This window comes from Caballeronia sp. LZ043 (genome assembly GCF_031451075.1).
GTDB lineage: Bacteria > Pseudomonadota > Gammaproteobacteria > Burkholderiales > Burkholderiaceae > Caballeronia.
In genome coordinates, this window is the sequence record NZ_JARUXT010000002.1 from 67,775 (window position 1) to 92,319 (window position 24,545).

Here is a 24,545-nt window from a genome sequence, read left to right on the forward strand (position 1 = left end):
TTTTCTCCTTATGCGCCGCGCGCTTCGCGCCGTTCCGTTTTTTTGTCGAACAGGACCCAGCATAGTTGCAGGCAGACCGAGGTGGCTATGAACCAGCCGAAAATCCACGCATAAATAAACGGAATGCCGAACACATAAATATCGTTCGATGCCGCCCACGGCAGCATGCCGATCACGCCGACAAACGGCAAACCGAGTCCGATCAAGACTTTGAGCATGGTCCACTCCGTATGATCATTGGCCCGCGCAGGGCTTGCATCGCGCGGAAGAGAAAGGAATTCGGTGCAGTATGACCAGACAAAAATGGCTGGCCGTAGTGCCAGAGCAGGGCAATCGCTAGGTCCAGCAAGCCCGCTGTCCGGCCCGTCCCCTGGCACCAACGAAGGTTTTTGGCTGGCACTAAGCCGCGCACGGGGTTCGGGGCAACATGAAGCCACTTTCCAAGGAGTTATCGGTGGCTACTCTCGAATTCGTTGCGCCGGCCCAGGGTGGCGCGTGCGCCCCATACGATCCACTCTACGACCCGCTCGTCTCGCCGATGAAGCGCGAGGCCATGGACTATGCGCCCACCTACTGGGTCGCCACGGCGGGCACGCCGCCCGAGGACGACGGACCCTTGCCCGGCGATGCAGACGTGGACGTGCTGATCGTCGGCGCCGGCTTCACCGGACTGTCCACGGCGCTGTTCCTTGCGCGTGAGCATGGCATCCGCGCCACCGTCGTCGATGCGAACCGCACCGCGTGGGGCTGCACGAGCCGCAATGGCGGGCAAGGCCAGAACGCGAGCGGGCGGCTCTACCGTTCGCAGTGGATCGAGCGCTGGGGCAAGCAGACAGCGCTGAAGCTCGATGCGGAGATCCGCGAAGGCTTCGACACCTTCCGCAAGCTGGTGAGCGAATTCGCGTGCGATCCGCAGCCGGGCGGCCATCTGTATATCGCGCATCGCGAGCGCAAGCTGGAGTTTCTCAGCAACGAATGCAAGGTGATGCGCGATGTCTTCGGCTACGACGCACGCATGCTCAACGCACAGGAAGTGGCGCAATCCTACGTCGACGACCAGGAAAGCTGCGGTGCGCTGCATGAACCGGACGGCATCGGCGTGCATCCGCTCAAACTGGCGTTCGGTTACCTGCGCATGGCGCGCTCGCTGGGCGTGAAGGTGCATCCGGGCACGCCGGTGCTGGATGTTCAAACGATTCGCGGCGTGCATCACGTGCGCACGCCGCGCGGTGTGATCCGCGCCAAGGCCGTGGCGTTCGCGACCGGCGGCTATACGCGCAACGACATGCATCGCGCGTTGAACGCGAAGATCATGCCGATCCTGTCGAACTCGCTGGTCACGCGCCCGCTGACGAGGCAGGAACTCGAGGCAACCCGCTTCAGGACGCGCGAAGTCATCACCGATACCCGCACCCTGCGCTTCTACTACCGTCTGTTGCCGGACGACCGTTTGCAGATCGGCAGCCGCAGCGCCATCACCGGCGCCGACGCCGCCAATCCCCGGCACATGGAGGTGCTCGTGGAAGGGCTGCATCGCAAGTTTCCGGCCTTGCGCGGCATACGTGTCGATTATTCGTGGTGGGGCTGGGTGGACGTGAGCCACGACATGATGCCGCGCGTCGCGCAGCCCGATCCGCAGCAGAGCCTGTTCTATGCGGTCGGCTATGGCGGCAACGGCGTGTCGTTCTCGGCGCACGCGGGCCGCCGCCTCGCGGAGCGCGTGGCCGGCAAGTGGCAGCACAGCCGCGATTCCCTGCCGATCTACGAATCCGCGCTCGAATACCCGAACGTGCTGAACATGGTGCGCTGGAAGGGCTTTGCGCCGTTCCGCCGGGTCGGGCAACGCTTTCTGTATCACAAGTACCTGGCGCAGGACGAGAAGCGCTAACCCTTTCGAACCTATGGACAAGAGCGATACATGAGCACTGAGACGAATCACGACTATCTTCGCCTGCTGGAGACCTTCAACGATGCCTGGAACCGCCACGACATCGACGCGCTGATGGACTGCATGGCCGAGCGCTGCGAGTTTCACGGCGTGGCCGGCCCCGACGTGCTGGGCCGCACCTTCAGCGGTCGCGACGAAGTGCGCAAGGGCTTCACGCTCGCCTGGGAAACCTGCCCCGATGCCTCGTGGAAGGAAGGCGAGCATATCGTCAGCGGCGAGCGCGGCGTGTCGGAATCGACGTTTCGCGGCACGAAGGCGGACGGCTCGCGCATCGAGGCGCGCATGGTGGATGTCTTCACCTTCAGCGGCGGCAAGATCGCGGTCAAGAACGCTTTCCGCAAGGACCGCCCCGCCCTCTGACGCATGAGGGAAACCGGCATCGCGTGACGCAGGGAAACGCCTCGACCGTCCGGCAACGTATCGGCCGGCGAGGCGGGATTTGACTCAGGCAGAACACAGCAAATCAGGAGACGAGATGCAATCGAGCACGGACAAGGGCGATCTCAAATGTGGCCTCAAGCAGCGCCACATGACGATGATCGCGTTGGGAGGCGTCATTGGCGCCGGACTTTTCGTCGGCAGCGGCGTGGTGATCCAGCAGGCCGGACCCGCCGCGATTCTTTCTTTTCTCATCACGGGCGTGCTCGTGGTGCTCGTGATGCGCATGCTGGGCGAGATGGCCTGCGCGATGCCAGCCGTCGGCTCGTTCTATGAATACGCGCGGCTCGCCTTCAGGACGCAGCGCGGGCCCGGCAAGATGGCCGGCTTCCTTACCGGCTGGATGTACTGGTACTTCTGGGTCATCGTGATCGCGCTGGAAGCGGTGGCCGGGGCCAAGCTCGTGCAGTTCTGGATCCCCGACGTGCCCGCGTGGATCATCAGTCTCGTGCTGCTGGTCGTGCTCACGCTGACCAATCTCATCTCGGTCGGCAGCTATGGCGAGTTCGAGTTCTGGTTCTCGTCGATCAAGGTCGGCGCGATCATCGTGTTCCTGTTCCTCGGCGGCCTCTATGTGTGCGGCCTGTGGCCCGCCTCGATGCATACGACCGACGTCGCCACGACCTTCCTCGGGCACGGCGGCTTCATGCCGAAGGGTATCGGACCGGTGCTGACAGGTGCGGTGGCCGCGACAGGCTTCTACTTCGGCGCGGAGATCGTGACAATCGCAGCCGCGGAAGCGAAGGAGCCGGCCAAGGCAGTTGCGAAGGCAACCAATTCGGTCATCACGCGTGTGCTCGTGTTCTATGTGGGGTCGGTGGCGCTGGTGGTCGCGCTGGTGCCGTGGAATTCGCATCAGATGGCCACGCCCTATGTCAGCGCGCTCGAGGTCATGGGCATGCCCGCTGCCGCGAACGTGATGAACGCCATCGTGCTGACGGCGGTGCTGTCGGCGCTGAATTCGGGTCTGTACGCAGCGTCGCGCATGCTGTTCGCACTGACGCGTCATGGCGATGCGCCGCTCGGACTCGCGAAGGTCAACAAGCGCGGCGTGCCGACGCGCGCCATCCTGCTGGGCACGGTGTTCGGCTATGTATCGGTGGTGATGTCGTATGTATCGCCGGATACGGTGTTCGCGTTCCTCGTCAACTCGTATGGCACGGTCGCGATCTTCGTGTACCTGCTGATCGCGTTCTCGCAACTGCGCCTGCGCAGCCGCATGACGAGCTTCGAGGCGAACGACCTGCGCGTGCGCATGTGGGGATTTCCCTATCTCACCTGGCTCGCCATCGTCGGCATGCTCGCGATTCTCATCGCCATGGCGTTCATCCCGGATCAACGCAAGCCGCTGTGGCTCGGCGTCGTGAGTCTGGGCATCCTGATCGTCGCGTACTTCGTGTTCAAGCGCGGCCGCAACGAGGTCGAGGTGCACGCCGACGAGCACGCAGCGCAGCATCTGCAAACCGCCGAACGTTGAACCGCTTCATCCTTCCCTGAAAGTCCGCGCGGTTTCTTCAGCCGTGCGGCGCAGGTCGGGCTCGAAGGCAAGCAGTTGATCGAGCGCGACGCGTCCCACCGGCGCCTGGATCGCGATCGCGGCGCATGCGCGATTGCGGTCCAGCATCACCGGCACCGCAATCGCAACGAGCCCCTGCAGATGCTCCTGATTGTTGATGGCCAGCATGCGGCGGCGCGTCAAGGCGAGCTCACGGCGCAGCACGTCGCGGTCGGTGATGGTGCGTTCCGAGTAAGACCGTAGCGGCAGGCGCTCGATCATGCGCTCGCGCCGCTCCTTCGGCAGGAAGCTCAGCAGCAGCTTGCCGCTCGCCGAGCAATGCAGCGGTACATGTGAACCCGGCTGCAAATGCATGCGCAACGGCCAGCCCGTTTCCACGCGATCCACATACACGACGTCGTTGCCCGCGAGCATCGTCAGATTGCAGGTCTCGCCGACCCGCGTGACGAGTTGTTCGAGCAACGCATGCCGCGCCGCAGCAGGCCCTGCGTGCATCAGCACGTTGATGGCGAGCGTGCGCACCCGTGGCGAGCATTCATAGAGCCTGTCGCTGGCGCCGCGCGTGACGAGCCACGCATCCATCAGTTGCACGAGGATGCGGTGCACGGTCTGCTTCGGCAGGCCAAGCGCATCGACCAGTTCGGTCATCGATAGAGGACGGTTCGCTTCCGCCAGGGTTTCCAGCACGCGGAACGCGCGCACGGCGGCGGCATTCGATTGATTCGATGTCACGCTGTCTCCTGCTTTATATGTGTCGCTTGCGTTTTTATTTCATTGTGCGTCGAAAACATTGTTTTTCGGGACTCTGGAAAGTCCCGAAATCGACACTTTCCGACGCACGCGCCGTCGCTGCATGCGTTACTCCGGAAAACGGGACCGCGCGACGAACAGAGCTGACTAGATTGGATAGCACCTCCCATCCATCATCAGCCGAGGTTCATCGCATGAATGACATGGCAAGCGGCGCAACACTCGTGCGTTCACGCGCACACGCGCCGGACTCCACGCCGGACTCCAATCAGGCCGCGCAGCAGGCGGAAGCGGAACGCGCGGTCGGCGCGCTCGTCGAGCGGGCGCGCGCGGCGCAGCAACGCTTCGAACACGCGGGGCAGGACACGCTCGATACGGCCGTGGCCGCCGCCGCGTGGGCCATCATGGAGCCCGCGCGCAACCGGCAACTGGCGGACCTGTCCGTGCGCGACACGGGACTCGGCAACGCCGACGACAAGTTCCGCAAGAACCATCGCAAGACGCTGGGCCTGTTGCGCGACCTGCATGGCGTCGCGACGACGGGCGTGATCGCGCGGGACGAGGAACATGGCATCGTCGAGATCGCGCGCGCGGTGGGCGTGGTGGCGGCCATCACGCCCTCGACCAATCCCGGCGCGACGCCCGCCAACAAGATCATCAATGCGCTCAAGTGCGGCAACGCGATCATCGTCGCGCCTTCGCCGAAGGGTTATTCGTCGTGCGCGTTGCTGATCGGCTTCATTCACGCCGAGTTCGCCAAGGCCGGTCTCGATCCCGATCTCGTGCAGATGCTGCCGCCGCCCGCCAGCAAGGCCGCGACGGCCGCATTGATGCGCCTCGCCGATCTGGTCGTCGCCACCGGTTCGCAGGCCAATGTGCGGATGGCCTATACGAGCGGCACGCCGGCCTTCGGCGTGGGCGCAGGCAACGTGGCGTCCATCGTGACCGCGCAGGCCGATGCCGATGACGCGGCGCGCAAGATCGCCATCTCCAAGACCTTCGACAACGCGACCAGTTGCTCGTCGGAGAACAGCGTCGTGATCGAGGACGCGATTCATGCCCGCATGCTCGATGCGCTGCGCAAGCAGGGCGGCGTGTTGCTGGACGCCGCGCAGAAGGCAAGCTTGCAGGCAGTGCTGTGGCAGGACGGCAAGCTGTCGGCGCGCTGCACGGCGCGCTCCGCTGCGGCGATTGCCCGTGAAGCCGGCCTCGATGACATCGCCGCGCGCGAGCCGAGGTTCCTGATGGTCGAGGAAACCGGCTATGGGAAGGACCATCCTTTCTCGGGAGAGAAGCTCTCGCCGGTGCTGACCGTGTATCGCGCGCGTGATACCGGACACGCGATGGACATCGTGCGCGGCATCTACGGCTACATGGGTGCGGGACATTCGGTGGGCGTGCATGGCGCGGACGATGCGCTGGCCGTTCTGCTCGGCACGCAGTTGCCGGTGGCGCGCGTGATCGTGAATCAGGCGCATTGCCTTGCGACCGGCGGCAACTTCGACAACGGCCTGCCGTTCTCGCTCTCGATGGGCTGCGGCACCTGGGGCGGCAACAACTTCTCGGCGAACCTCGGCTACCGGCAATACATGAACGTGACGCGCGTCGCGTACCCGATTGCGGAACGCGTGCCGGAAGTCGACGCGTTGCTCGGCGACTACTTCCGGAGGATCGGACGATGAGCACGCTCGCTGATCGCATTGCATCTTCCGGGCACGCGCCGCTCGATGCAACGACCTTGCGCGCATTGATCGACGCGCGCGCTGAACATGCTCCCGACAAGCCGTTCCTGCTCGATGCCGAGGGCGGCAACGTACTCTCGTTCCGCGCGTTGCGTGACGACTGCCGTGCGCTCGCAACGCGGTTCGAAGCGGCGGGACTGAAGCCTGGCGATGTGGTCTCGGTGTTCATGGGCAACGGCATCCAGACCGCGCGGCTGTTGCTCGCTGCGATGTACAGCGGGCTCGTCGCCAATCCGCTGAACCTGCTGTGCCAGCCGTCGCAGGTGCGTTACATCGTCGAGCATTCGGATACCCGCCTGATCTTCGTGGCCGACGATACGCACGAGACCGTCGCGGAAGCGCTCAAGAGCGTGGCGCGCGATATCGCGGTAGTGCGCACATCGCCCGATGCAGCGGATTTGCCCGCGATACCCGTGCTTGCCTCGAGCACCATGCCGCCGCCTGGCGACGATGCCACGCAGATCGTCGCGAAAGGCGCCGACCCCGCCGACACCGCGCTGCTCATGTACACCTCGGGCACGACCGGCGCACCCAAGGGCGTGCTGCTGAGCCATCGCAGCCTGCTGGCGAACATGCGCAACATCAGCGCCGAACATCGCCTGTGCGAGGACGACCGCGTGCTCGTGTCGCTGCCGCTGTATCACATCAACGGCCTCGTCGTCGCATTGCTCACGCCGCTGCAACACGGCGGCTCGGCCGTGATGACGCCGCGCTTTTCCGCGCGCACGTTCTGGCGCGAAGCGTCGCAGCACGGCTGCACCTGGATCAACGTGGTGCCGACCATCGTCGCCTATCTGCTCAACGGCGAAAGCGCGCAAGGCTTCGATCTGTCGGCGCTCAAGTTCTGCCGCAGTGCGTCGGCGGCGCTGCCTGCCGATCATCATCGCGCGTTCGAGGCGCGCTTCGGCATCGGCGTGATCGAGACGATGGGCATGACCGAGACCGCCGCGCCCGCCTTCAGCAACCCGTATGACCCGGCGCTGCGCAGGATCGGCAGCATCGGTCTGCCGTCGGGCGGCGAGGCGAAGATCGTCGATCCCGAAGGCCGCGAATGCGCGGCCAATGAGACCGGCGAACTCGTGCTGCGCGGCGGGCAACTGATGAGCGGCTACTACAAGCGGCCCGAGGAGACCCGTAACGCCTTCACCGCCGATGGCTGGCTGCACAGCGGCGACCTCGGCTATCGCGACGAAGCCGGCTTCTTCTACATCAACGGCCGCGCGAAGGAACTGATCATCAAGGGCGGCGAGAACATCGCGCCGCGCGAGATCGACGAAGCGCTGCTGCGCCATCCGGGCGTGCTGGAAGCGGCTGCCGTGGGCGTGCCGGACCCGGCCTACGGGCAGGACATCGTCGCGTTCATCGTGCCGCATGTCGGCGCGCCTCCTCCCGATCCCGCCGATCTGCGCGAGCACTGCCTGCGCGAACTCGGCCGCTACAAGACACCGCGCGAATTCCGCTTCACCGATGCCTTGCCACGCGGCCCCTCGGGCAAGGTGCAGCGCCTGAAGCTCGTCGAGAAGCCGCCGCCGGCGGGATAAGCGGGCGCGCGCTTCACGGCAGGACTTGCACATTCCACATCAGATGGACATGGGAGACACAATGAACCAGCATCGTCAGCGCGTGAAGACGCGCCATATCATCCTCGGCGTGATGTGCCTGATGTACTTCATCTCGTACATCGACCGGGTGAACATTGCGGTAGCGGGTCCGCTGATCCGTCAGGAGATGGGATTGAGCTCCGTGCAGCTCGGACTCGTGTTCTCGGCGTTCGCGTATCCGTATGCGGTCATGCAGGTCGTCGGCGGATGGCTCGCCGACAAGTTCGGTCCGAAGCTCGTGTTGATCGTGCTCTCGCTGATCTGGGGCGCGGCCACGCTGGCGACGGGCTTCGCGGGCAGCATCGGCATGCTCGTGGTGCTGCGCCTGGCGCTCGGCATCGGCGAGGGCGGCGCGTTCCCGACCGCCACGCGCGCCTTCACGTACTGGATGCCGGTGCATGAACGGGGCTTTGCGCAAGGCATCACGCACAGCTTCTCGCGGCTGGGCGGTGCGCTCACGCCGCCGCTCGTGCTGGCCGTGGTAGCCGCGAGCGGCTGGCGCGAGGCGTTCATCCTGCTGGGCATCGCGAGCCTTGCTTGGACGGTGCTGTACTTCTTCGTGTTCACCAATTCGCCCGATGAGAATCGCCGCATCACGCCGGAGGAGACCGCGGAGATCGGCTATCGCGCGGGCGATTGTGCGCGTGCCCGAAAGAGCGTGACGCCCTGGCGCAAGCTGATTCATCGCATGTGGCTCGTGACCTTCGTCGACTTTTGCTATGGCTGGCTGCTGTGGGTCTATCTGACCTGGCTGCCGTCGTATCTCAAGGAGTCGCGCGGCTTCGACCTCAAGCATCTCGCGCTCTTCACCGCGTTGCCCTTGCTGGCGGGCGTCGTCGGCGACACGCTCGGCGGCGTCATCTCGGACCGCATCTACAAACTGACCGGCCGTCTGCGGCTCGCGCGCTGCAGCATCCTCGTGGTGGGCATGGGCGGCTCGCTGGCCTTCCTCCTGCCGATGGTCAACGCCCCCAGTCCCGTGGCCGCCGTGTGGTTCCTGACCGGCTCGTTCTTCTTCCTCGAGATCACGAATCCGGTCCTGTGGACGCTGCCGCTCGACATCGCGGGCAAGTATGCGGGTACGGCCGGCGGCATGATGAACACGGGCTTCGGCATTGCGGGGATGACTTCGCCCGTCGTGTTCGGCTATCTGATCCAGCAGACCGGCAGCTACAACGTGCCGTTCACGATCTCGGCGGCATTGCTCGGCGTGGGTGCGGTCGCGGCGCTGTTCATCGATACGAGCAAGACCGTCGAGGCCGACGAGGCGCGTGAAGCGCAACAACAGCGCGACCAGCTCGGCGTGCCGGCTTTCGCGGGCAGCGCGGGGCACTGGAACGAGTGAGTACGCGGTCCATGCGGTTCCCGGATCGAACGTAGAATGAGTGGCGCCTTGCCTGCATTGCGGCGGTGCGCCCACTCTACTTATATCGATTCGGGAGACACGACCATGCAGCGTTGCAAAGCGGTAATCCTGATCATTCCGTGTGTCGTCGCGCTCGCCGCGTGCGGCGGGTCCGACAATAATCAGCCTGCCTATTCGAATGCACCGAAGATCATCATCGACTCGGACTTCAACACGATGGGCGACGACGGCCAGCTCTTCGCGATGACCACGCAGTTGATGGGGCAGGGCAAGGTCAATCTGCTCGGCCTGTGTGTCGTGACCGGCAACGACTGGCTGTTGCAAGAAGAGGCCGATGCGCTGAAGGCCGTCGAGCGCATGGGCGTGCAGGACAAGGTAGGCGTTTATGCGGGCGCGAATTATCCGCTGCAATATGACGTCGCAAGCATTCGCGCGCAGCAGGCCGCCAATCCCAATGGCTATTTCGGCGCGTGGATGCGTCCCGAACCCACTCAGCAATCGCAACTGACCGCGCCGCCCGACGGCTTCGCAACTTCGACGAAGCTGCAAGCGCAGGCCGCCGCGGACTTCATGATCGACACCATCAAGCGTTATCCGAACCAGGTGACGATCATCGAAGTAGGGCCGCCCACCAATCTCGCGACCGCCGTGCAGAAGGCGCCGGAGATCGTGCCGCTCATCAAGCAGATCGTCTACATGGGCGGTGCGATGAACGTGCCGGGTAACGCGAACGCAGTGGGCGAACTGAACTGGTGGTTCGATCCCGTCGCAGTGCGCACGCTGTTGCAGACCACGATCCCGCAGAAGGTGATTCCGCTCGACGTCACCAATACCGTCCCGCTGACCGAGACCGTCTATAACCAGATCGTCAATCCGCCGACGGGACAGACCGCCGTGACGAAGGTATATGCCATCGAGAATGCGGGCGCGTTCGCCAACAACACCGACATCTACGACACGCTGACGATCGGATACTTTCTTGATCCCACTTATGCGACGCAGACGCAGAGCGCGTATCTCGACATCGACACGACGCCTGGAGAAGATCAGGGGCATGTGATGGTCTATCCCGATGCGCCTGCGGCCGGCGCTTCGCCGCAGAAGATCACGTATGTGACGCGCTATGACAACAACCGCTTCTTCGCGTTCTATGTCGATCTGCTCACGCGGCCGGTGCCGGTGAAGTTCCAGTGAAGTTGGTGTAGCCGGATGCATGACGGGCTGTCCGTCATGCATTTTCATGCTTGTTATGACATGTTATAGTTCAAGCTCACTGATCTCCTCAGAGCGGATCCAATGAGCTTGCAGACAACGCTGTGGCTGTTCTGTGCAGGCCTCGGCGCAAGTGCTGCAGGCGGCATGCTCGGCATGGCGAGCGGCCTGTTCATCGTGCCCATCCTGACCATGTTCTTTCACGTCGACATGCATGCGGCCATCGGCACCAGCATCGTGTCGGTCATCGCCTGTTCGTGCGGCGGCGCGGCCGCGTTCCTGCGCGGCGGGCTGACCAATGTACGGCTGGCCCTCGTGCTCGAAACCGGCACGACGCTCGGCGCGCTCTGCGGCGTGCTGCTGGCGGGCGTCGTGCCGGTATCGGCGCTGGACTTCCTGTTCGCAGGCGTGCTGCTCGTGTCGGCATGGCAGATGTTCGTGCGGCGCGAAGATCCGGCGTCGGCTACCTCCACCGCGCCTTCGCATGGGCTCGCCGCCGCGCTCGAACTGCATTCGAGCTATCCGGATCATCGGCTGCATCGCGACGTCGCTTATCGCGTGCAGCGTGTGCCGCTGGGTCTCACGTTGATGGTGGTGGCCGGGATGGTGTCGGCGTTGCTTGGGATCGGCAGCGGCATCCTCAAGATTCCCGCCATGGACAATGCGTTGCGGCTGCCCATCAAGGTTTCAACGGCCACTTCCAACTTCATGATCGGCGTAACGGCTGCCGCCAGCGGATGCGCGTACTTCCTGCGCGGGGAGATCGTCAGCGCGCTGGCCGCGCCGGTCGCGCTCGGTTCGGTGCTCGGCGCCGTGCTCGGCGCACGGGTGCTGATGAAGGTGCGCAGCGAACGCCTGCGCGTGCTGTTTCTTTCCGTGCTCGTCATCGTCGCGGGCCAGATGGTGCTGCAAGGCATGGGCATCAACCTCACGGAGCTCGCCGGATGACAAAGTCGCCCGCGCATGTTTCGCTCGACCGCCTGCTCGCCGTGTTTCTTCAGGCCGGAACGTGGATCGCGTGCGGCTTGATCGGCGCGGGTCTGGTGCTTCAGGCGTGGCCCGTGCTGTGGGCCGCGCAGGCCATGACGGCGGGCGTTGCACTGTTCGTCTTGCTTCCCGTCATGCGCGTCGCGCTGCTGCTCGCGGTGTTCGCCCGGCAGCGCAACATGCTCTACGCCGCGCTCGCCACCGCCGTGCTCGCCGTGATCGCGGCCGGCTGCGTGCTCGGCGTGCGGCTCGGTCCGCTCGCCGGCTGACGGATCGGGCGATCGAATGGCGGCACAAGCATAGGCACAACGGTTATTCTCCCTTTCGCCGGACGACGATCTCGCGCGTCACACGCGCACGCATCGCATTCCTCGGGAGAAATCGCATCATGAACGATACGACCGATGTGTTGATAGCCGGCGCCGGCCCCGTTGGCCTGCTGCTCGCCGCGGAACTGAAGCGCGACGGGCTGGATGTGTGCCTGATCGATGCGCACGAAACGCGTGCTTTCTTCGTCAAGGCGCTGGGCGTGACAGCGCGCACGCTGGAAATCTTCGAAGACCTGGGCATCGCGCGCGATGCGATCGACACGGGCGTCTGGCTCACGGGCGCCGAGACCTTCCAGGACGGCGATCCCGTGTTCAGCGCGCAGTTTCCGCGCGAAGGCATGCCCTACGGCGCACTTTCGCTGGCGCAGTTCGAAACCGAGCGCCTGCTGGAGACGGCGCTCGCGGTGCATGGCGGGCACGTCGACTATGGTGCGACGCTGGTGGACTTCACCGACTCGGGCGACGCCGTCGATGCCCGCGTGCAGATGGCGGACGGCGAGATCCGCACGGTTCGCTGCCGCTGGCTGGTGGGTTGCGACGGCGCGCGCAGCAGCGTGCGGCATCAGTTGAACGTGCCTTTCGAAGGCGATCAATACCCGCAGACCTTCATGCTCGCCGATGTCGACGTGGACTGGAATCTGCCGCGTGGACCGATGTACCGCTTCAATCTCTCCGGCAAGGTTCAGGGCACGGAAGAAGGCGCCGCGCCCCAATCCACCACGCTTGCCGCGTTGCCGGTGCGCGGGTCGAAGCGCCGCTATCGCCTGTCGATGGTGCTGCTTCCCGACGATGCCGCGCTGCACGCGTTGAACTCGGCGCCCGGGTTCGATGAAGTCGAGCGCATCATGCTGCCGATCCTGCCGCGCAACACGCGCTTGTCGTCGATGCGCTGGTCGTCGGTGTATCGCGTGAGTCATCGCATTGCACAGCACTATGCGCGGGGCCGCGTGTTCCTTGCCGGCGATGCCGCGCATATCCATCCGCCGGTCGGTGGGCAGGGCATGAACACGGGCTTGCAGGATGCGCACAATCTCGCCTGGAAGATCGGCCTGACGGCGCGCGGGATGGCTGGCCCGAAACTGCTCGACAGTTATGAAGCGGAACGGCGGCCCGTCGGGCTCGATGTGGTCGAGTCGACGAGCCGCGCCATGCATACCGTGCTCGCGCATGGCGAGATGCGGCCCGGCATGCGCGAGACGCAGTTGCTGGTGGGCTATCGCGGCAGTCCCGCTGTCGTCGACGAATGCCGGGACATGGCATCCGAACTGCCCGCGCCCGGCGACCGCGTGCCGCAAGTGGGCGGTCTGGCGCAGGCGTTCGTCGGCCAGGTGCAGCGTTTGCAGGATCACATCGGGCGTGGCCGGCATACGCTGCTCGGCTATATCGACGATGACGAGGATGGCGCGCGCGGCGCCGCGTTCGATGAAGCCGTCGATGCATGGCGCGCCGCGCTCGGCCTCACGGGCGGCGTGGTGCTGATCATGTCCCCTTCGATCATGAACGGCGCGAACGAACGTTATCGCACGCTGAGCGATTTCCAGGGCGAGTTCGCGGCGCAGTTCGGCGCGCGCAACGGGATGGTGTGGGCGGTGCGGCCCGATGGTCATCTGGGCTACCGCAGCGCGTCTTGCGATGGGCAGGCGCTCATCGCATGGCTCACGCGGGTGCTGGATCGCGCGTGAGGCTTCAGCGGCGCACGACGATCATGTGCGCCTGCATCTTCGCGTGCACGGGTCCGGTGCCGAAGCGATCCGCGATTGCAGCTTCGCAGACGGCCGTGGCTTCGTCGAGCGTCGCGCCTTTGCGTGCTTCTATCTCATTGCGCAAAGGCGTTCCCTGGCAGTACGCGACGGCGACGGCCCGCGCGGATGGCGCATGACTTTGCGCGGTTACCGTTTCGATGCGCGATGTTGCATCGAAGCCTGCGCGGGCGAGGTCCGTCGAGATCGTGTGCGCATCGAAATAGCCGTGCGGCGTGCGTTTCATGAACAGCGGCGGATCATCGGGGAACACGTGGCCGAGCGCGGTGGTGATCGTATCGGCGAAAGCATTTTCTTCGATGCAGTCCCACACGTTGAACAACAGTGTCCCGCCCGGCCGCAGCACGCGACCCGCCTCCGCGAAGGCAGCCGGCTTGTCGGGAAAGAACATCGCGCCGAACTGGCAGGCGACGGCATCGAAGCCTGCATCGGCGAACGGCAGGATTTGCGCATCAGCCTGTTGCCACGTGACGTTCGCGGGCGTCCCTACTGCGTCTGCGTGGTCGAGCATGGCCTGGTTCAGGTCCGTCGCGACGATGGCAACCTGCGGACGCAGCCTGCGCGACATCGCACGCGTCAATGCGCCGGTTCCCGCAGCGGTTTCCAGTACCCGCGATGGATCAAGTGCGGCGATACGGCGGACGAGGTCATCGGCGTAATGCGCGAAGAGCATCGGCACGAGTAATTGTTCATACAGCCCGGCGATCGGTCCAGCGAAGTTCGCATCGCTTCGAAGCATGCTCATGCGGTCTGCCTCCATGGCGCCGGTTCATTATTCGCGTTTGCCTGCATGTCAATTCACTTTAGTCCGCTTTATCGGTGGTGACAGCCCAACTACATTGTCACCATGGCAGGGCCGACCCAGCGAAACAACAAAGCAGCCGGTCCTCTACCGTCCAGTCAACTTTTCAGGGAAGACATCATGAGCAAACTTGCAGGCAAGGTCGCGGTGGTCACGGGTGCATCGAAGGGCATCGGAGCAGGCATCGCCAAGGCGCTCGCAGCCGAAGGCGCGGCGGTGGTCGTCAACTATGCCAGCAGCAAGGAAGGCGCCGATGCCGTCGTCGCTGCGATCACCGCGGCGAACGGCCGTGCGGTTGCAGTGGGCGGAGATGTATCGAAGGCGGCGGATGCGCAAGGCATCGTGAACGCGGCAATCGAAACCTACGGCCGCCTCGATATTCTCGTGAACAATTCCGGCGTCTATGAATTCGCGGCGCTGGAAGAGATCACCGAAGAGCACTTCCACAAGCAGTTCAATGTCAACGTGCTGGGCACGCTGCTGACCGCGCAGGCCGCCGTCAAGCATATGGGCGAAGGCGCGAGCATCGTCAATGTGAGTTCGGTCGTGAGCCGCATCACGCCGGCGACTACTGCCGTTTATAGCGGCACCAAAGGCGCTGTGGATGCCATCACCGGTTCGCTGGCGCGCGAACTCGGTCCGAGGAAGATCCGTGTGAACTCGATCAATCCGGGCGTCGTGGTGACGGAAGGCACGCATACGGCGGGCGTCATCGGTTCGGAATTCGAAACGGCGGCGCTGGCGCAAACGCCGCTCGGCAGGGTTGGGCGGCCGGATGATATTGCGGCCGTTGCGGTGTTTCTTGCGTCGGACGATGCGCGGTGGTTGACGGGTGAGAGTCTGATTGCGAGTGGCGGGATGCGCTAACGCCTCACCGCCCCCACCGCAATATCCCCCGCATTCTCCAGCGCCTCGACATGCCAGCACGTGTCGATCAGCTTCCGCGTCTGATCCGCCGGCAGAATACCGTCGGCGAGACCAGAGAATTTCTTCTCCAGCTGCTGATCGCTCATCGGCACCTCCGTACTGCCGATCGCATGCTCGATGAACTTGTGCAGCTTGCGGCCATCCTTCAGCGTGATGGTCATGTCCACCTGTTCCGGCTTGATCGAAGGATCGACGATCGTATTCACCTTCTCGCGTAGCGCGACGGTCTGCGGATCGCGCACCTTGGCGTCGCTGAACTGCTTCTCGCCGGCGGCGCCGTCGATGATCGCGATCGCCACCGCGTGATAGATGCTGAACTTGCCTTCGAGGCCGATCTGCGGCGTCTTCTTGCCCGTCAGTTCGATGACGAGCGGATGCACGCGCAAGTCGATGCGCTCGATCTGATCGGCGCTGAGATGGTTCTGGTCGCGCAACTGGATGGCGGCGTCCAGCGCCGGATGAATCACGATGCCGCACGCAAACGGCTTGTACGTGTTGAGCGTGGACTCGTAGTGCGTGCCGAGCCCGTCGGTGATCTCGCGGTAATCCTGCTTGGTGCTGATCGTGTTCGCCCAGCCGCGCTTTGCCTCGATCATGCCGTCCGAGCTCGTGTAGTCCTTGCTCGCCAGGATCGCCGCGAACATGCCGTTGGCAGCGGCGCGGCCGGGATTGAAGCTCTTGTTCATCGACCCGAACGACTCGCGCAAGCCGACCGGCTGCGACGCCGCCAGTCCCAGCGCCCAGACCGTCTGTTGCACGGTGAGGCCCATGAGCTTCGACATCGCCGCCGCCGAACCGAACACGCCGCAGGTACCGGTGATGTGCCAGCCGACATCGTAATGATTCGGGTACACCGCATTGCCGATGCGCAACTCGGTCTCCACGCCCAGCACCAGCGCATTGAGGAAGTCCTTGCCCGACACGGGTTGGTATTGCGCATACGCGAGAATCGCGGACACCACTGGACCGGCCGGATGAATGATGGTCTTCAGGTGCGTGTCGTCGTAATCGAAGATATGACTGCTGACGCCATTGATGAACGCCGCGTTCATGATGTCGAAGCGCTCCGTGCGTCCAAGCAGGTTCGCTTGCGGCGGCCCCGAGAAAGGCGTGAGCGCGGCCACGGCGCGATCGACTGTCGTGTCGTGCGAACCGCCCACCGCCACGCCGACCCAGTTCATCAGCGTGCGCACGCCTTCGCGGCGCACCGGTGCGGGCAGGTCTTCGTAGCGCGTCTTGCCGATGAATTCGGCAAGGATGCGCGTGACCTTCGGCGGGCGCGCATTCGTGGCGCCGGGCTGCGATGCCGCACTGTTGCCTTGCGCCAGCGCGCTCGTGCCCACGGTGGCGGACGCGAGTGCGCCCGCCGCGCCGGTCTTCAGGAAGTAGCGCCGGTCGATGTTGGCCATGTGTTCGTCTCCTTGTAGTGTGTCGGGCGTCAGGCGGTAAGCAGCGGGCGCAGTTCGCGCACATCCCTGAGCGTTTCCAGATGCTCGATCTTCTCGATGAGCGCGGCCGTGCGCGCGGCGCCCAGCACGGGCGCCATCAGGTCGCGCGCCTTGGCCGCGACCGCTTCGCTCGACAGCGGGTTCTCCTTCGTGCCGGGTGCAAAGCGCGTGAAGTGCTCGACCGTGCGGCCATCCGTCAGCGTGACCTGCACTTTCGCACCGCGCGGCGCGGCGGGATCGTGCAACGCGGGGTCCGGCTGCACCGTCACTTTCGCGCGTTCCTTGAGAATGGCGGGATCGCGCATCAGGGCGACATCGTGGCTGTCGCGGAACGACACCGCGCCCTTCGCCAGCGCGAGCGCCACGAGATGCTGGCAGTTGACGTCGGGCATCGCGCTATCGCCGACGATGCCTTCCGCATCCGGCGGAATCCGCACGACGATGCGGCTCACGTTGTCCGGCGTCAGGCCGTATTGCTTGCGCAGGGCGAGCAGCGCGTCGAGCGGAGACTGGATCGGATAACCCACCGAGTATGTCTTGATCGCCGTCTCGGTCACGTAGAAACGCGAGCCGAGCCCGTCGATCATCGCGTGCGGATCAGGCTGAGTGGAAAGCGCGATGAACAGGTTGTGCGTGCCGTCGAGCACGTCGCGCACGCCCGTCATGCCGGACTGCACCATGCTCACCGCCATGACGCCGTTGCGCGCGCCCATGCCGGCGAAGTCGAAGGCTTTCTCGATGTGGTCCTTGTCCTTGACCCAGCTCCACAGTCCCGACACCTGCTGTGCCGAATAGGAGATCGCATAGCGCATCGCGGTTTCGTCGAGGCCCGCAAGGGCGGACGCCGCGCCGAGCGCGCCGAAGGTCGAGGCCGTGCCTTCCGCGCTGCGATGCGAGCCGCGCACGAGATCGGGACCGAGCGCCATCAGCAGGCGGCAGGCGAGGTCATAGCCGAGCGTGACCGCGCGGATCATCGTTTCGCCGCTTTGCGCGCCGTGCTCGGCCATGGCCAGCGCCGACGGCACCACCGAACTGCCGGGATGCGCCTTCGTCACCGGTTCGAAGTCGTCGGTTTCATCGGAATGGGCGCACATGGCGTTGGCCAGCGCCGCATTGACGATGCTCGTGCGCACGTGCGTGCCGATGACCGTCGCCTGCGGCGCGCCGCCGAGCGTGCCGACGTATTTCGCCGCGAGCATGCCGGGCCGCATGCGCGATCCGGAGACCATTGCGCCGAAGGTGTCCAGAATCCGGTGCTTGCAGGCAAGGACGACGGGAGCGGGGAGCGGCATCGTGCGGGCCTGCGCCATGTAGCGCGCGAGTTGCGCGGTGATGTGCTCGCTGTCTGCGCCGGTGCTCGCTGCTTCGCTCGCGCTTTCGTCCGCAGCGAAGACGAGGCGCGAACCGCCCAGCGACAGCGCGGCGAGTGCGCCGGCGGATTGCAACAGCCTGCGACGTTGAGGCCGATGGCGCTCGGACATGCATTGTCTCCTCTTAGTGGAAATTCTTTTAAGTGTCGACAGATGGAGTATCTCATGCCGAACTCCATCGCGCGAAGGTAGAATTATTGGCGTCTTATTGCACCTTACCAGACATCCGAAATGACCGTCATGAGCGAAAGTGTCGACACATTCAATCCCGCAACCGCAGAGATCATCGACTGGGTCGCGCGCGGGATCATCGAAGGGCGGCTCGCACCCGGCGACGATCTGAACTCCGTCGAACTCGCACGGCGCTTCGAGGTCAGCCGCACGCCGGTGCGCGAAGCGCTGTTCGTCCTGAGCCGCGAAGGACTAGTTGACTGGCCGCCGCGCAAGCGTCCGAGGGTCTCGGCCATCAGGATCGAAGACGCGCGCGAGCTGTATCAGCTGCGCGCGCTGCTGTACGCGCAGATCTCGCTGGGCGTGGTCGAGCGGGCGACGCCGCAGGACATCGAGCGGCTCTGGCACGCGCATCGGCACCTTGCCGAGGCCGCCGCGCGCGGCGACGTCGATGCCTACTTCTGGGCTAACGTCGCGTTCCGCGATGAAGAGTTGCGCGTGTGCGGCAACGGCATCTTCAAGGAGGTGCTGGAATCCATGCGCATGCGTATCAATAGACTGCGCCGCCTGAGTACGTCGCTGCCCGGACGCCTGCAACGCTCGTGCTCCGATCATCAACGCCTGTGCGAGGCCTATGAGGAACGCGACGGCGTCCTGGCGGCGGCACTGAACCGTTCCATCGTGACGAGTGCGTTGCAGGCGATCGAAGCTTCGTGGCCGTCGGCTTCGGCGTGAGCGCGGGGCGCCAGTCAGGCATGCCGTCGAACCATGAAAACCGACAGTCGCAACAGGCTTTGAGCCTGAGTCTTGTATAAGACATAAGACATAAGATAATTGACGCGACACGGTCAAAACGCTAAAATTGCGCTCGAAGCAATGCCGGGAGCAGCCTCGGCGCGACTGGAAAGTCGTCCTTTGAAACGCAAACGAACGGTCCCCTCATGCTTGAAAATTTTCGCGCTCATGTCGCCGAACGCGCCGCGCTCGGCATTCCGCCTCTGCCCCTGACTGCTCAGCAGACCGCCGAGCTGGTGGAGTTGCTGACCAATCCGCCCGCAGGCGAAGAGCAGATCCTGCTCGACCTCATCACGAACCGCGTGCCGGCCGGCGTGGACGAGGCTGCACGCGTCAAGGCGGGCTTCCTGGCCGCCGTGGCCAAGGGCGAAACCGCCTGCCCGCTGATCTCGCGCCAGCGCGCCACCGAACTGCTCGGCACGATGCTGGGCGGCTACAACATCGCGCCGCTGATCGAACTGCTCTCTGACGCCGAAGTGGCCGCCGTCGCCGCGGACGCGCTGAAGAAAACCCTGCTGATGTTCGACCAGTTCCACGACGTCAAGGAACTCGCAGACAAGGGCAACGCCCACGCGCGCGCCGTGCTGCAGAGCTGGGCGGACGCCGAATGGTTCACGAGCCGTCCGGAAGTGCCTGACAGCCTGACCGTGACCGTCTTCAAGGTGACGGGCGAAACCAACACGGACGACCTGTCGCCGGCGCCGGACGCCACCACGCGCCCGGACATTCCGCTGCACGCGCTGGCCATGCTGAAGAACGCGCGTCCCGGCATCACGCCGGAAGAAGACGGCAAGCGCGGCCCGGTGCGCTTCATCGAGTCGCTGAAGGAGAAGGGCCACCTGGTCGCCTATGTGGGCGACGTCGTCGGCACGGGTTCCTCGCGCAAGTCGGCCACCAACTCGGTGCTGTGGTTCACGGGCGAAGACATTCCCTTCATCCCGAACAAGCGTTTCGGCGGCGTGTGCCTCGGCTCGAAAATCGCGCCGATCTTCTACAACACGATGGAAGACGCGGGCGCGCTGCCCATCGAACTCGATGTGTCGCAGATGGAAATGGGCGACGTCGTCGAGCTGCGTCCGTACGAAGGCAAGGCGCTGAAGAACGGCGCGGTCATCGCGGAATTCCAGGTCAAGTCGGAAGTGTTGTTCGACGAAGTGCGCGCCGGCGGCCGCATTCCGCTGATCATCGGCCGCGGGCTGACGGCCAAGGCGCGTGAAGCGCTGGGCCTGGCGCCGTCGGACCTGTTCCGTCTGCCGCAACAGCCGGCCGGCACGGCCAAGGGCTTCTCGCTGGCGCAGAAGATGGTCGGCCGCGCCTGCGGCCTGCCGGAAGGCCAGGGCATGCGTCCGGGCACGTACTGCGAACCCAAGATGACCTCGGTCGGCTCGCAGGACACCACGGGCCCCATGACCCGCGACGAACTGAAGGACCTGGCGTGCCTCGGCTTCTCGGCCGATCTGGTGATGCAGTCGTTCTGCCACACCGCCGCGTATCCGAAGCCGGTCGACGTCAAGACGCACCAGACCCTGCCGAACTTCATCAGCAACCGTGGCGGCATCGCGCTGCGTCCCGGCGACGGCGTGATCCACTCGTGGCTGAACCGCATGCTGCTGCCCGACACCGTCGGCACCGGCGGCGACTCGCACACGCGTTTCCCCATCGGCATCAGCTTCCCGGCGGGTTCGGGACTGGTGGCCTTCGCGGCCGCTACCGGCACCATGCCGCTGGACATGCCGGAATCGGTGCTGGTGCGCTTCAAGGGCAAGATGCAGCCGGGCGTCACGCTGCGTGACCTCGTCAATGCCATTCCGCTGTACGCCATCAAGCAGGGCATGCTGACGGTCGCCAAGCAAGGCAAGAAGAACATCTTCTCGGGCCGCATCCTCGAAATCGAAGGGCTGCCGGATCTGAAGGTGGAGCAGGCGTTCGAACTGTCGGATGCCTCGGCCGAGCGTTCGGCGGCAGGCTGCTCGGTGCACCTGAACAAGGAACCGATCATCGAATACCTCAACAGCAACATCACGCTGCTGAAGTGGATGATCGCCGAGGGCTACCAGGACCCGCGCAGTCTCCAGCGCCGCATCAAGGCGATGGAAGAATGGCTCGCCAATCCGCAATTGCTCGCGCCGGATGCGGACGCCGAGTATGCGGCGGTCATCGAGATCGATCTGGCCGACGTGCATGAGCCCATCGTGGCCTGCCCGAACGACCCGGACGACGTGAAGACGCTGTCGGATGTTGCCGGTGCGAAGATCGACGAAGTGTTCATTGGTTCGTGCATGACGAACATCGGCCACTTCCGTGCGGCGTCGAAGCTGCTGGAAGGCAAGCGCGACATTCCGGTCAAGCTGTGGGTCGCGCCGCCGACCAAGATGGACCAGAAGCAGCTGACCGAAGAAGGCCATTACGGCGTGTTCGGCACGGCCGGCGCGCGTACCGAAATGCCGGGCTGCTCGCTGTGCATGGGCAACCAGGCGCAGGTGCGCGAGGGCGCCACGGTCATGTCCACGTCCACGCGCAACTTCCCGAACCGTCTGGGCAAGAACACGAACGTGTATCTCGGCTCGGCGGAACTGGCGGCCATCTGCTCGCGTCTGGGCCGGATTCCGACCAAGGACGAGTACATGGGCGATATCGGCGTGATCAACGCCAATGGCGACAAGATCTATCAGTACCTGAACTTCGACCGTATCGACGACTTCAAGCAAGTGGCCGACACCGTGACGATGTAATTCGCTGACGCGCCACGGCGCGAAAGAAAGGGCGCCGCAGGATGAACTCCTGCGGCGCCCTTTTTCATTGCGCGATGGTTACTGCGCGATGGCTTACTGACCGATGCCGAGCAGTTCGATTTCGAAGGTCAGATCGCTGTTCGGCGGAATGGGGCCAACGCCCTGGCTGCCGTAGGCGGTGGCGGACGGGCAGGTCAGCTTGGCCTTGCCGCCCACTTTCATTTTCTGTACGCCTTGCGTCCAGCACGGAATCACGCGGCCGAGCGGAAAGGTGGCGGGGCCGCCGTGTTTCGCGGAACTGTCAAATTCGGTGCCGTCGGCGAGTGTGCCGCGATAGTTGACGCGGACGACGTCGCTGGCCGTCGGCTGTGCGCCGGTGCCTTGCTTCAGGTGCTCGACCACGACGCCGGAGGGCAGCTTCTCGGTGGTGTTGGCGGCGAACGCGGTGCTCGACAGGGCCAGGGCAGTGCTCAGGGCGACAAGAATTTTCATGCGCGGATCCTCGTGGAATGGTCCGGCGATTATATCGGGCTGGCCTTGCGGGGTTGAGGAGGGCACTTTCTTTGACAGCGAAGAGGCGCGGGCGGCCTTTAACCAAAATTATTTGGATGGGGTAATTACCCCAAGTAAATAATTTTCATAATTGCCATGGCCTACCACCGCACGGAGCTGGCTGAAGAAATGGTTTGGCAGATCTTTCATCCCCGAGCGCTCGATCCGCACTTCGAGGCCGGCGTGTTTCTGTCCGGGCCGCGGCGCATCGGCAAGACGACTTTCATCCGGCAGGATCTGATGCCGGCGCTGCAGCGTCAGGACGCCATCGTCATGTATGCCGATTTGTGGAGTCAGGTACAGGCCGATCCTGCGGATCTGGTCACGGGCGCCATGGAACAAACCTTGGCGGACCTGCAGACGCCGGCATCCGACCTGTTCGGCCGAATTTCCCGGCAGCTCAAGCGTGTTTCAGAAATCGACATAGGGGGCGCCGGCTTCGAATTCGGCTTCAGGCTGGATCAGTTGGGCAAGAAAACCGGACCGACTCTGGCGGACGTGTTCACTGAGGTCGTGGAGAAAACACGTGCCAATGTCGTATTGATCATCGACGAAATTCAGCACGCAATGGGCAGCGTCGCCGGCAACGAACTGCTGCTGGCCCTGAAGGCGGCCCGGGACGCGGTCAATCTGGAGCCCGGCATGCCCGGGCGGCTGTTCATCATCGGCACCGGGTCGCACCGGGCGCAGGTGCAGGAAATGGTGATGCGCGGCAATCAGGCGTTTCAGGGTGCATGGTCGCAGGCGTTCCCGCTGCTGGGCCAGGACTACGTGATGTATGTGCTGGACCTGACGCGTGAGCAGCTCGGCGAACGCTTGCCCACCTTGCCTGCTGCGGTCAACGCCTTCCAGCAGCTGGGCAGCCGGCCAGAAGAATTGTTGAAGGCTCTGATTGCTCTGCGCGACAGCCCCTCCGACCTCGCGCCCGACGCCCAGTTGCCGATCATCGTGCAGGCGTTGCGCCATGCCGCGGCCGATGCCGAGATCTCGCGAGCCGAGAGCCTGGGCGATCTTGCCACGACCCTGTTCAATCGAATCTGCCTGAGCGACGGACCCACCGGGGGGTTCTATTCCTCTGAAACCAATCAGGCGCTCACTGTTGAGATTGGCATGCCGGTCTCGCAGAGTTCGATCCAGAACGCACTACTGGCGCTCACCGATGCGAATCTGGTGATGTCGACGGGTAAAGGACGTTACGACGCCACCGATCCGTTCGTGAAAATCGCCTGGCGCGAGTCGCGCGGGCTGGCTTCGGCGTTGGGTCTCGACAGCGCCGCCGGATGACACCTTCAGTCCGTGCCCAGAAATTCGAGCACGCATGACGTGAACCCGCGGGCATCGTCGAATGGAATCATGTGTCCGGCATGCGGGAAGCGCGCCACCTTGAGATCCAGCACCTGATCCTCGATCTCGAGCAGCTCTTCCTCGCGAATCACGTCGCCCCTTCCCGCGACCATCAGCAGCGTCTGCGCCTGAATACGCGGCAGGTCGGCATGGAAATCGTCGTCCTGGAAGCTCGCGTAACTCGCGGCGATCGCGGTTTCATCGCACGTATGTAGCCATTCGGCGCGGCGCCGCAGTTGCGCATCCGACCACGTCGGGTAGGTCTTGCGCATGGCCTCGTGATCGAGACCGCCGCATTGCGCTTCGCGAATCGCATCCAGATAGAACGGCAGCGACTTCACATACGGCCGGCGCCCCGGTCCGCTGACCGGCGGATCGGCGAGAATCAGCCGCTCCAGCGCGCCCGGAGCGCTGGCTGCAAGACGAGCCGCGACGCGCGCGCCGAGCGAATGTCCCAGCACGTGAAAGCGCGTGAAGCGCATGGCGCCGGCGAACGCGGCGACATCGGCCGCATAGACCGCAGTGCCGTGCTCGAGATGCGGACCCGCTTCAGACAGGCCGCGTCCGCGCACGTCGAGGATGTAAGTATCAAACTGTTCGCCCAGCGCCTCGCCGACGAAATCCCATGTGGCTGCCGGACTCGTGATGCCGGGCACGATAACGAGCGCCGGCCCGCGTCCGCCGAAGCGGAGGTAATGCTGGCGGATGCCGTTCGCGCTGACATGCGCGCCGTACTGGAAGGTGCTGGACATGGG

21 protein-coding genes are annotated in these 24,545 nt (G+C 64.5%); 14 read left to right on the plus strand and 7 right to left on the minus strand.

Going from position 1 to position 24,545, the window contains the following annotated elements:
- Positions 1-8 precede the first annotated feature (8 nt).
- The gene (locus tag QCE64_RS13670; protein WP_309811950.1) at positions 9-218 is read right to left on the minus strand and encodes a DUF3311 domain-containing protein; all 210 of its coding nucleotides are present in this window, start codon (positions 216-218) and stop codon (positions 9-11) included.
- A gap of 320 nt (positions 219-538) precedes the next feature.
- Between QCE64_RS13670 and QCE64_RS13675 the strand changes: the two genes are divergently transcribed.
- The 3 genes from QCE64_RS13675 (at position 539) to QCE64_RS13685 (ending at position 3,863) form a co-directional block, all read left to right on the plus strand.
- Positions 539-1,888, plus strand: coding sequence for an FAD-binding oxidoreductase (locus QCE64_RS13675; protein ID WP_309932805.1), 1,350 nt, complete (start codon positions 539-541; stop codon positions 1,886-1,888).
- A gap of 30 nt (positions 1,889-1,918) precedes the next feature.
- Positions 1,919-2,308 carry a nuclear transport factor 2 family protein gene (locus tag QCE64_RS13680; RefSeq protein WP_310004299.1) on the plus strand — a complete coding sequence of 130 codons (390 nt, stop codon included), beginning with the start codon at positions 1,919-1,921 and terminating at the stop codon, positions 2,306-2,308.
- Positions 2,309-2,423: 115 nt separating this feature from the next.
- A complete protein-coding gene (locus tag QCE64_RS13685) occupies positions 2,424-3,863 on the plus strand; it encodes an amino acid permease (protein WP_310004303.1) in 1,440 nt (479 codons plus the stop codon).
- 6 nt (positions 3,864-3,869) lie between these two features.
- Here QCE64_RS13685 and QCE64_RS13690 read toward each other — a convergent pair whose 3' ends face one another.
- A complete protein-coding gene (locus tag QCE64_RS13690; protein ID WP_310004305.1) occupies positions 3,870-4,634 on the minus strand; it encodes an IclR family transcriptional regulator in 765 nt (254 codons plus the stop codon).
- A gap of 212 nt (positions 4,635-4,846) precedes the next feature.
- Between QCE64_RS13690 and sauS the strand changes: the two genes are divergently transcribed.
- From sauS to QCE64_RS13725, 7 genes are all read left to right on the plus strand, one after another.
- Complete coding sequence (sauS, locus tag QCE64_RS13695; protein ID WP_404987369.1) at positions 4,847-6,334, plus strand: acylating sulfoacetaldehyde dehydrogenase; 1,488 nt, start codon at positions 4,847-4,849, stop codon at positions 6,332-6,334.
- The gene (locus tag QCE64_RS13700; protein ID WP_310004307.1) at positions 6,331-7,935 is read left to right on the plus strand and encodes an AMP-binding protein; all 1,605 of its coding nucleotides are present in this window, start codon (positions 6,331-6,333) and stop codon (positions 7,933-7,935) included. The genes sauS and QCE64_RS13700 overlap by 4 nt, the downstream gene beginning before the upstream one ends.
- Before the next feature lie 61 nt (positions 7,936-7,996).
- The gene (locus tag QCE64_RS13705; RefSeq protein WP_309920140.1) at positions 7,997-9,340 is read left to right on the plus strand and encodes an MFS transporter; all 1,344 of its coding nucleotides are present in this window, start codon (positions 7,997-7,999) and stop codon (positions 9,338-9,340) included.
- 105 nt (positions 9,341-9,445) lie between these two features.
- On the plus strand, positions 9,446-10,555 hold the full coding sequence (locus QCE64_RS13710) for a nucleoside hydrolase (RefSeq protein WP_309811964.1): 1,110 nt from the start codon (positions 9,446-9,448) through the stop codon (positions 10,553-10,555).
- 102 nt (positions 10,556-10,657) lie between these two features.
- The gene (locus tag QCE64_RS13715; protein ID WP_310004309.1) at positions 10,658-11,521 is read left to right on the plus strand and encodes a sulfite exporter TauE/SafE family protein; all 864 of its coding nucleotides are present in this window, start codon (positions 10,658-10,660) and stop codon (positions 11,519-11,521) included.
- The gene (locus tag QCE64_RS13720) at positions 11,518-11,829 is read left to right on the plus strand and encodes a DUF1634 domain-containing protein (RefSeq protein ID WP_310004311.1); all 312 of its coding nucleotides are present in this window, start codon (positions 11,518-11,520) and stop codon (positions 11,827-11,829) included. The genes QCE64_RS13715 and QCE64_RS13720 overlap by 4 nt, the downstream gene beginning before the upstream one ends.
- A 119-nt stretch (positions 11,830-11,948) precedes the next feature.
- The gene (locus QCE64_RS13725) at positions 11,949-13,571 is read left to right on the plus strand and encodes an FAD-dependent monooxygenase (RefSeq protein ID WP_309931783.1); all 1,623 of its coding nucleotides are present in this window, start codon (positions 11,949-11,951) and stop codon (positions 13,569-13,571) included.
- Positions 13,572-13,575: 4 nt separating this feature from the next.
- Here QCE64_RS13725 and QCE64_RS13730 read toward each other — a convergent pair whose 3' ends face one another.
- Positions 13,576-14,394, minus strand: coding sequence for a methyltransferase domain-containing protein (locus tag QCE64_RS13730; protein WP_310004313.1), 819 nt, complete (start codon positions 14,392-14,394; stop codon positions 13,576-13,578).
- A 177-nt stretch (positions 14,395-14,571) separates the two neighbouring features.
- Between QCE64_RS13730 and QCE64_RS13735 the strand changes: the two genes are divergently transcribed.
- Complete coding sequence (locus tag QCE64_RS13735) at positions 14,572-15,318, plus strand: glucose 1-dehydrogenase (RefSeq protein ID WP_309920153.1); 747 nt, start codon at positions 14,572-14,574, stop codon at positions 15,316-15,318.
- Here QCE64_RS13735 and QCE64_RS13740 read toward each other — a convergent pair.
- The gene (locus QCE64_RS13740; protein ID WP_310004316.1) at positions 15,315-16,787 is read right to left on the minus strand and encodes an MmgE/PrpD family protein; all 1,473 of its coding nucleotides are present in this window, start codon (positions 16,785-16,787) and stop codon (positions 15,315-15,317) included. The two genes, QCE64_RS13735 and QCE64_RS13740, sit on opposite strands and share 4 nt — an antisense overlap.
- 29 nt (positions 16,788-16,816) lie before the next feature.
- On the minus strand, positions 16,817-18,307 hold the full coding sequence (locus QCE64_RS13745; protein WP_310004318.1) for an MmgE/PrpD family protein: 1,491 nt from the start codon (positions 18,305-18,307) through the stop codon (positions 16,817-16,819).
- A 129-nt stretch (positions 18,308-18,436) separates the two neighbouring features.
- Between QCE64_RS13745 and QCE64_RS13750 the strand changes: the two genes are divergently transcribed.
- Positions 18,437-19,102, plus strand: coding sequence for a GntR family transcriptional regulator (locus QCE64_RS13750; RefSeq protein WP_309931790.1), 666 nt, complete (start codon positions 18,437-18,439; stop codon positions 19,100-19,102).
- A gap of 206 nt (positions 19,103-19,308) precedes the next feature.
- Positions 19,309-21,894 (plus strand): bifunctional aconitate hydratase 2/2-methylisocitrate dehydratase, encoded by a 2,586-nt coding sequence (gene acnB, locus QCE64_RS13755; protein WP_310004320.1) that lies wholly within the window; start codon positions 19,309-19,311, stop codon positions 21,892-21,894.
- 93 nt (positions 21,895-21,987) lie between these two features.
- Here the strand turns inward: acnB and QCE64_RS13760 are convergent, their stop codons facing one another.
- Positions 21,988-22,386 carry an FKBP-type peptidyl-prolyl cis-trans isomerase gene (locus QCE64_RS13760; RefSeq protein WP_309811983.1) on the minus strand — a complete coding sequence of 133 codons (399 nt, stop codon included), beginning with the start codon at positions 22,384-22,386 and terminating at the stop codon, positions 21,988-21,990.
- Positions 22,387-22,542: 156 nt separating this feature from the next.
- Here QCE64_RS13760 and QCE64_RS13765 point away from each other — a divergent pair, with 156 nt between their 5' ends.
- The gene (locus QCE64_RS13765) at positions 22,543-23,730 is read left to right on the plus strand and encodes an AAA family ATPase (RefSeq protein ID WP_310004322.1); all 1,188 of its coding nucleotides are present in this window, start codon (positions 22,543-22,545) and stop codon (positions 23,728-23,730) included.
- A 5-nt stretch (positions 23,731-23,735) separates the two neighbouring features.
- Here QCE64_RS13765 and QCE64_RS13770 read toward each other — a convergent pair whose 3' ends face one another.
- Positions 23,736-24,542, minus strand: a complete 807-nt coding sequence (locus tag QCE64_RS13770) for an alpha/beta hydrolase (RefSeq protein ID WP_309920177.1) — start codon at positions 24,540-24,542, stop codon at positions 23,736-23,738.
- Positions 24,543-24,545: the final 3 nt, after the last annotated feature.

Coding starts and splice junctions, on each gene's coding strand:
- QCE64_RS13705 (WP_309920140.1), top strand. CDS start 7,997: ATGAACCAGCATCGTCAGCGCGTGAAGACGCGCCATATCATCCTCGGC.
- QCE64_RS13730 (WP_310004313.1), bottom strand. CDS start 14,394: ATGAGCATGCTTCGAAGCGATGCGAACTTCGCTGGACCGATCGCCGGG.
- QCE64_RS13735 (WP_309920153.1), top strand. CDS start 14,572: ATGAGCAAACTTGCAGGCAAGGTCGCGGTGGTCACGGGTGCATCGAAG.
- QCE64_RS13765 (WP_310004322.1), top strand. CDS start 22,543: ATGGCCTACCACCGCACGGAGCTGGCTGAAGAAATGGTTTGGCAGATC.
- QCE64_RS13670 (WP_309811950.1), bottom strand. CDS start 218: ATGCTCAAAGTCTTGATCGGACTCGGTTTGCCGTTTGTCGGCGTGATC.
- QCE64_RS13760 (WP_309811983.1), bottom strand. CDS start 22,386: ATGAAAATTCTTGTCGCCCTGAGCACTGCCCTGGCCCTGTCGAGCACC.
- QCE64_RS13720 (WP_310004311.1), top strand. CDS start 11,518: ATGACAAAGTCGCCCGCGCATGTTTCGCTCGACCGCCTGCTCGCCGTG.
- QCE64_RS13685 (WP_310004303.1), top strand. CDS start 2,424: ATGCAATCGAGCACGGACAAGGGCGATCTCAAATGTGGCCTCAAGCAG.
- acnB (WP_310004320.1), top strand. CDS start 19,309: ATGCTTGAAAATTTTCGCGCTCATGTCGCCGAACGCGCCGCGCTCGGC.
- QCE64_RS13725 (WP_309931783.1), top strand. CDS start 11,949: ATGAACGATACGACCGATGTGTTGATAGCCGGCGCCGGCCCCGTTGGC.
- QCE64_RS13680 (WP_310004299.1), top strand. CDS start 1,919: ATGAGCACTGAGACGAATCACGACTATCTTCGCCTGCTGGAGACCTTC.
- QCE64_RS13750 (WP_309931790.1), top strand. CDS start 18,437: ATGAGCGAAAGTGTCGACACATTCAATCCCGCAACCGCAGAGATCATC.
- QCE64_RS13715 (WP_310004309.1), top strand. CDS start 10,658: ATGAGCTTGCAGACAACGCTGTGGCTGTTCTGTGCAGGCCTCGGCGCA.
- sauS (WP_404987369.1), top strand. CDS start 4,847: ATGAATGACATGGCAAGCGGCGCAACACTCGTGCGTTCACGCGCACAC.
- QCE64_RS13700 (WP_310004307.1), top strand. CDS start 6,331: ATGAGCACGCTCGCTGATCGCATTGCATCTTCCGGGCACGCGCCGCTC.
- QCE64_RS13740 (WP_310004316.1), bottom strand. CDS start 16,787: ATGGCCAACATCGACCGGCGCTACTTCCTGAAGACCGGCGCGGCGGGC.
- QCE64_RS13675 (WP_309932805.1), top strand. CDS start 539: ATGAAGCGCGAGGCCATGGACTATGCGCCCACCTACTGGGTCGCCACG.
- QCE64_RS13710 (WP_309811964.1), top strand. CDS start 9,446: ATGCAGCGTTGCAAAGCGGTAATCCTGATCATTCCGTGTGTCGTCGCG.
- QCE64_RS13745 (WP_310004318.1), bottom strand. CDS start 18,307: ATGTCCGAGCGCCATCGGCCTCAACGTCGCAGGCTGTTGCAATCCGCC.
- QCE64_RS13770 (WP_309920177.1), bottom strand. CDS start 24,542: ATGTCCAGCACCTTCCAGTACGGCGCGCATGTCAGCGCGAACGGCATC.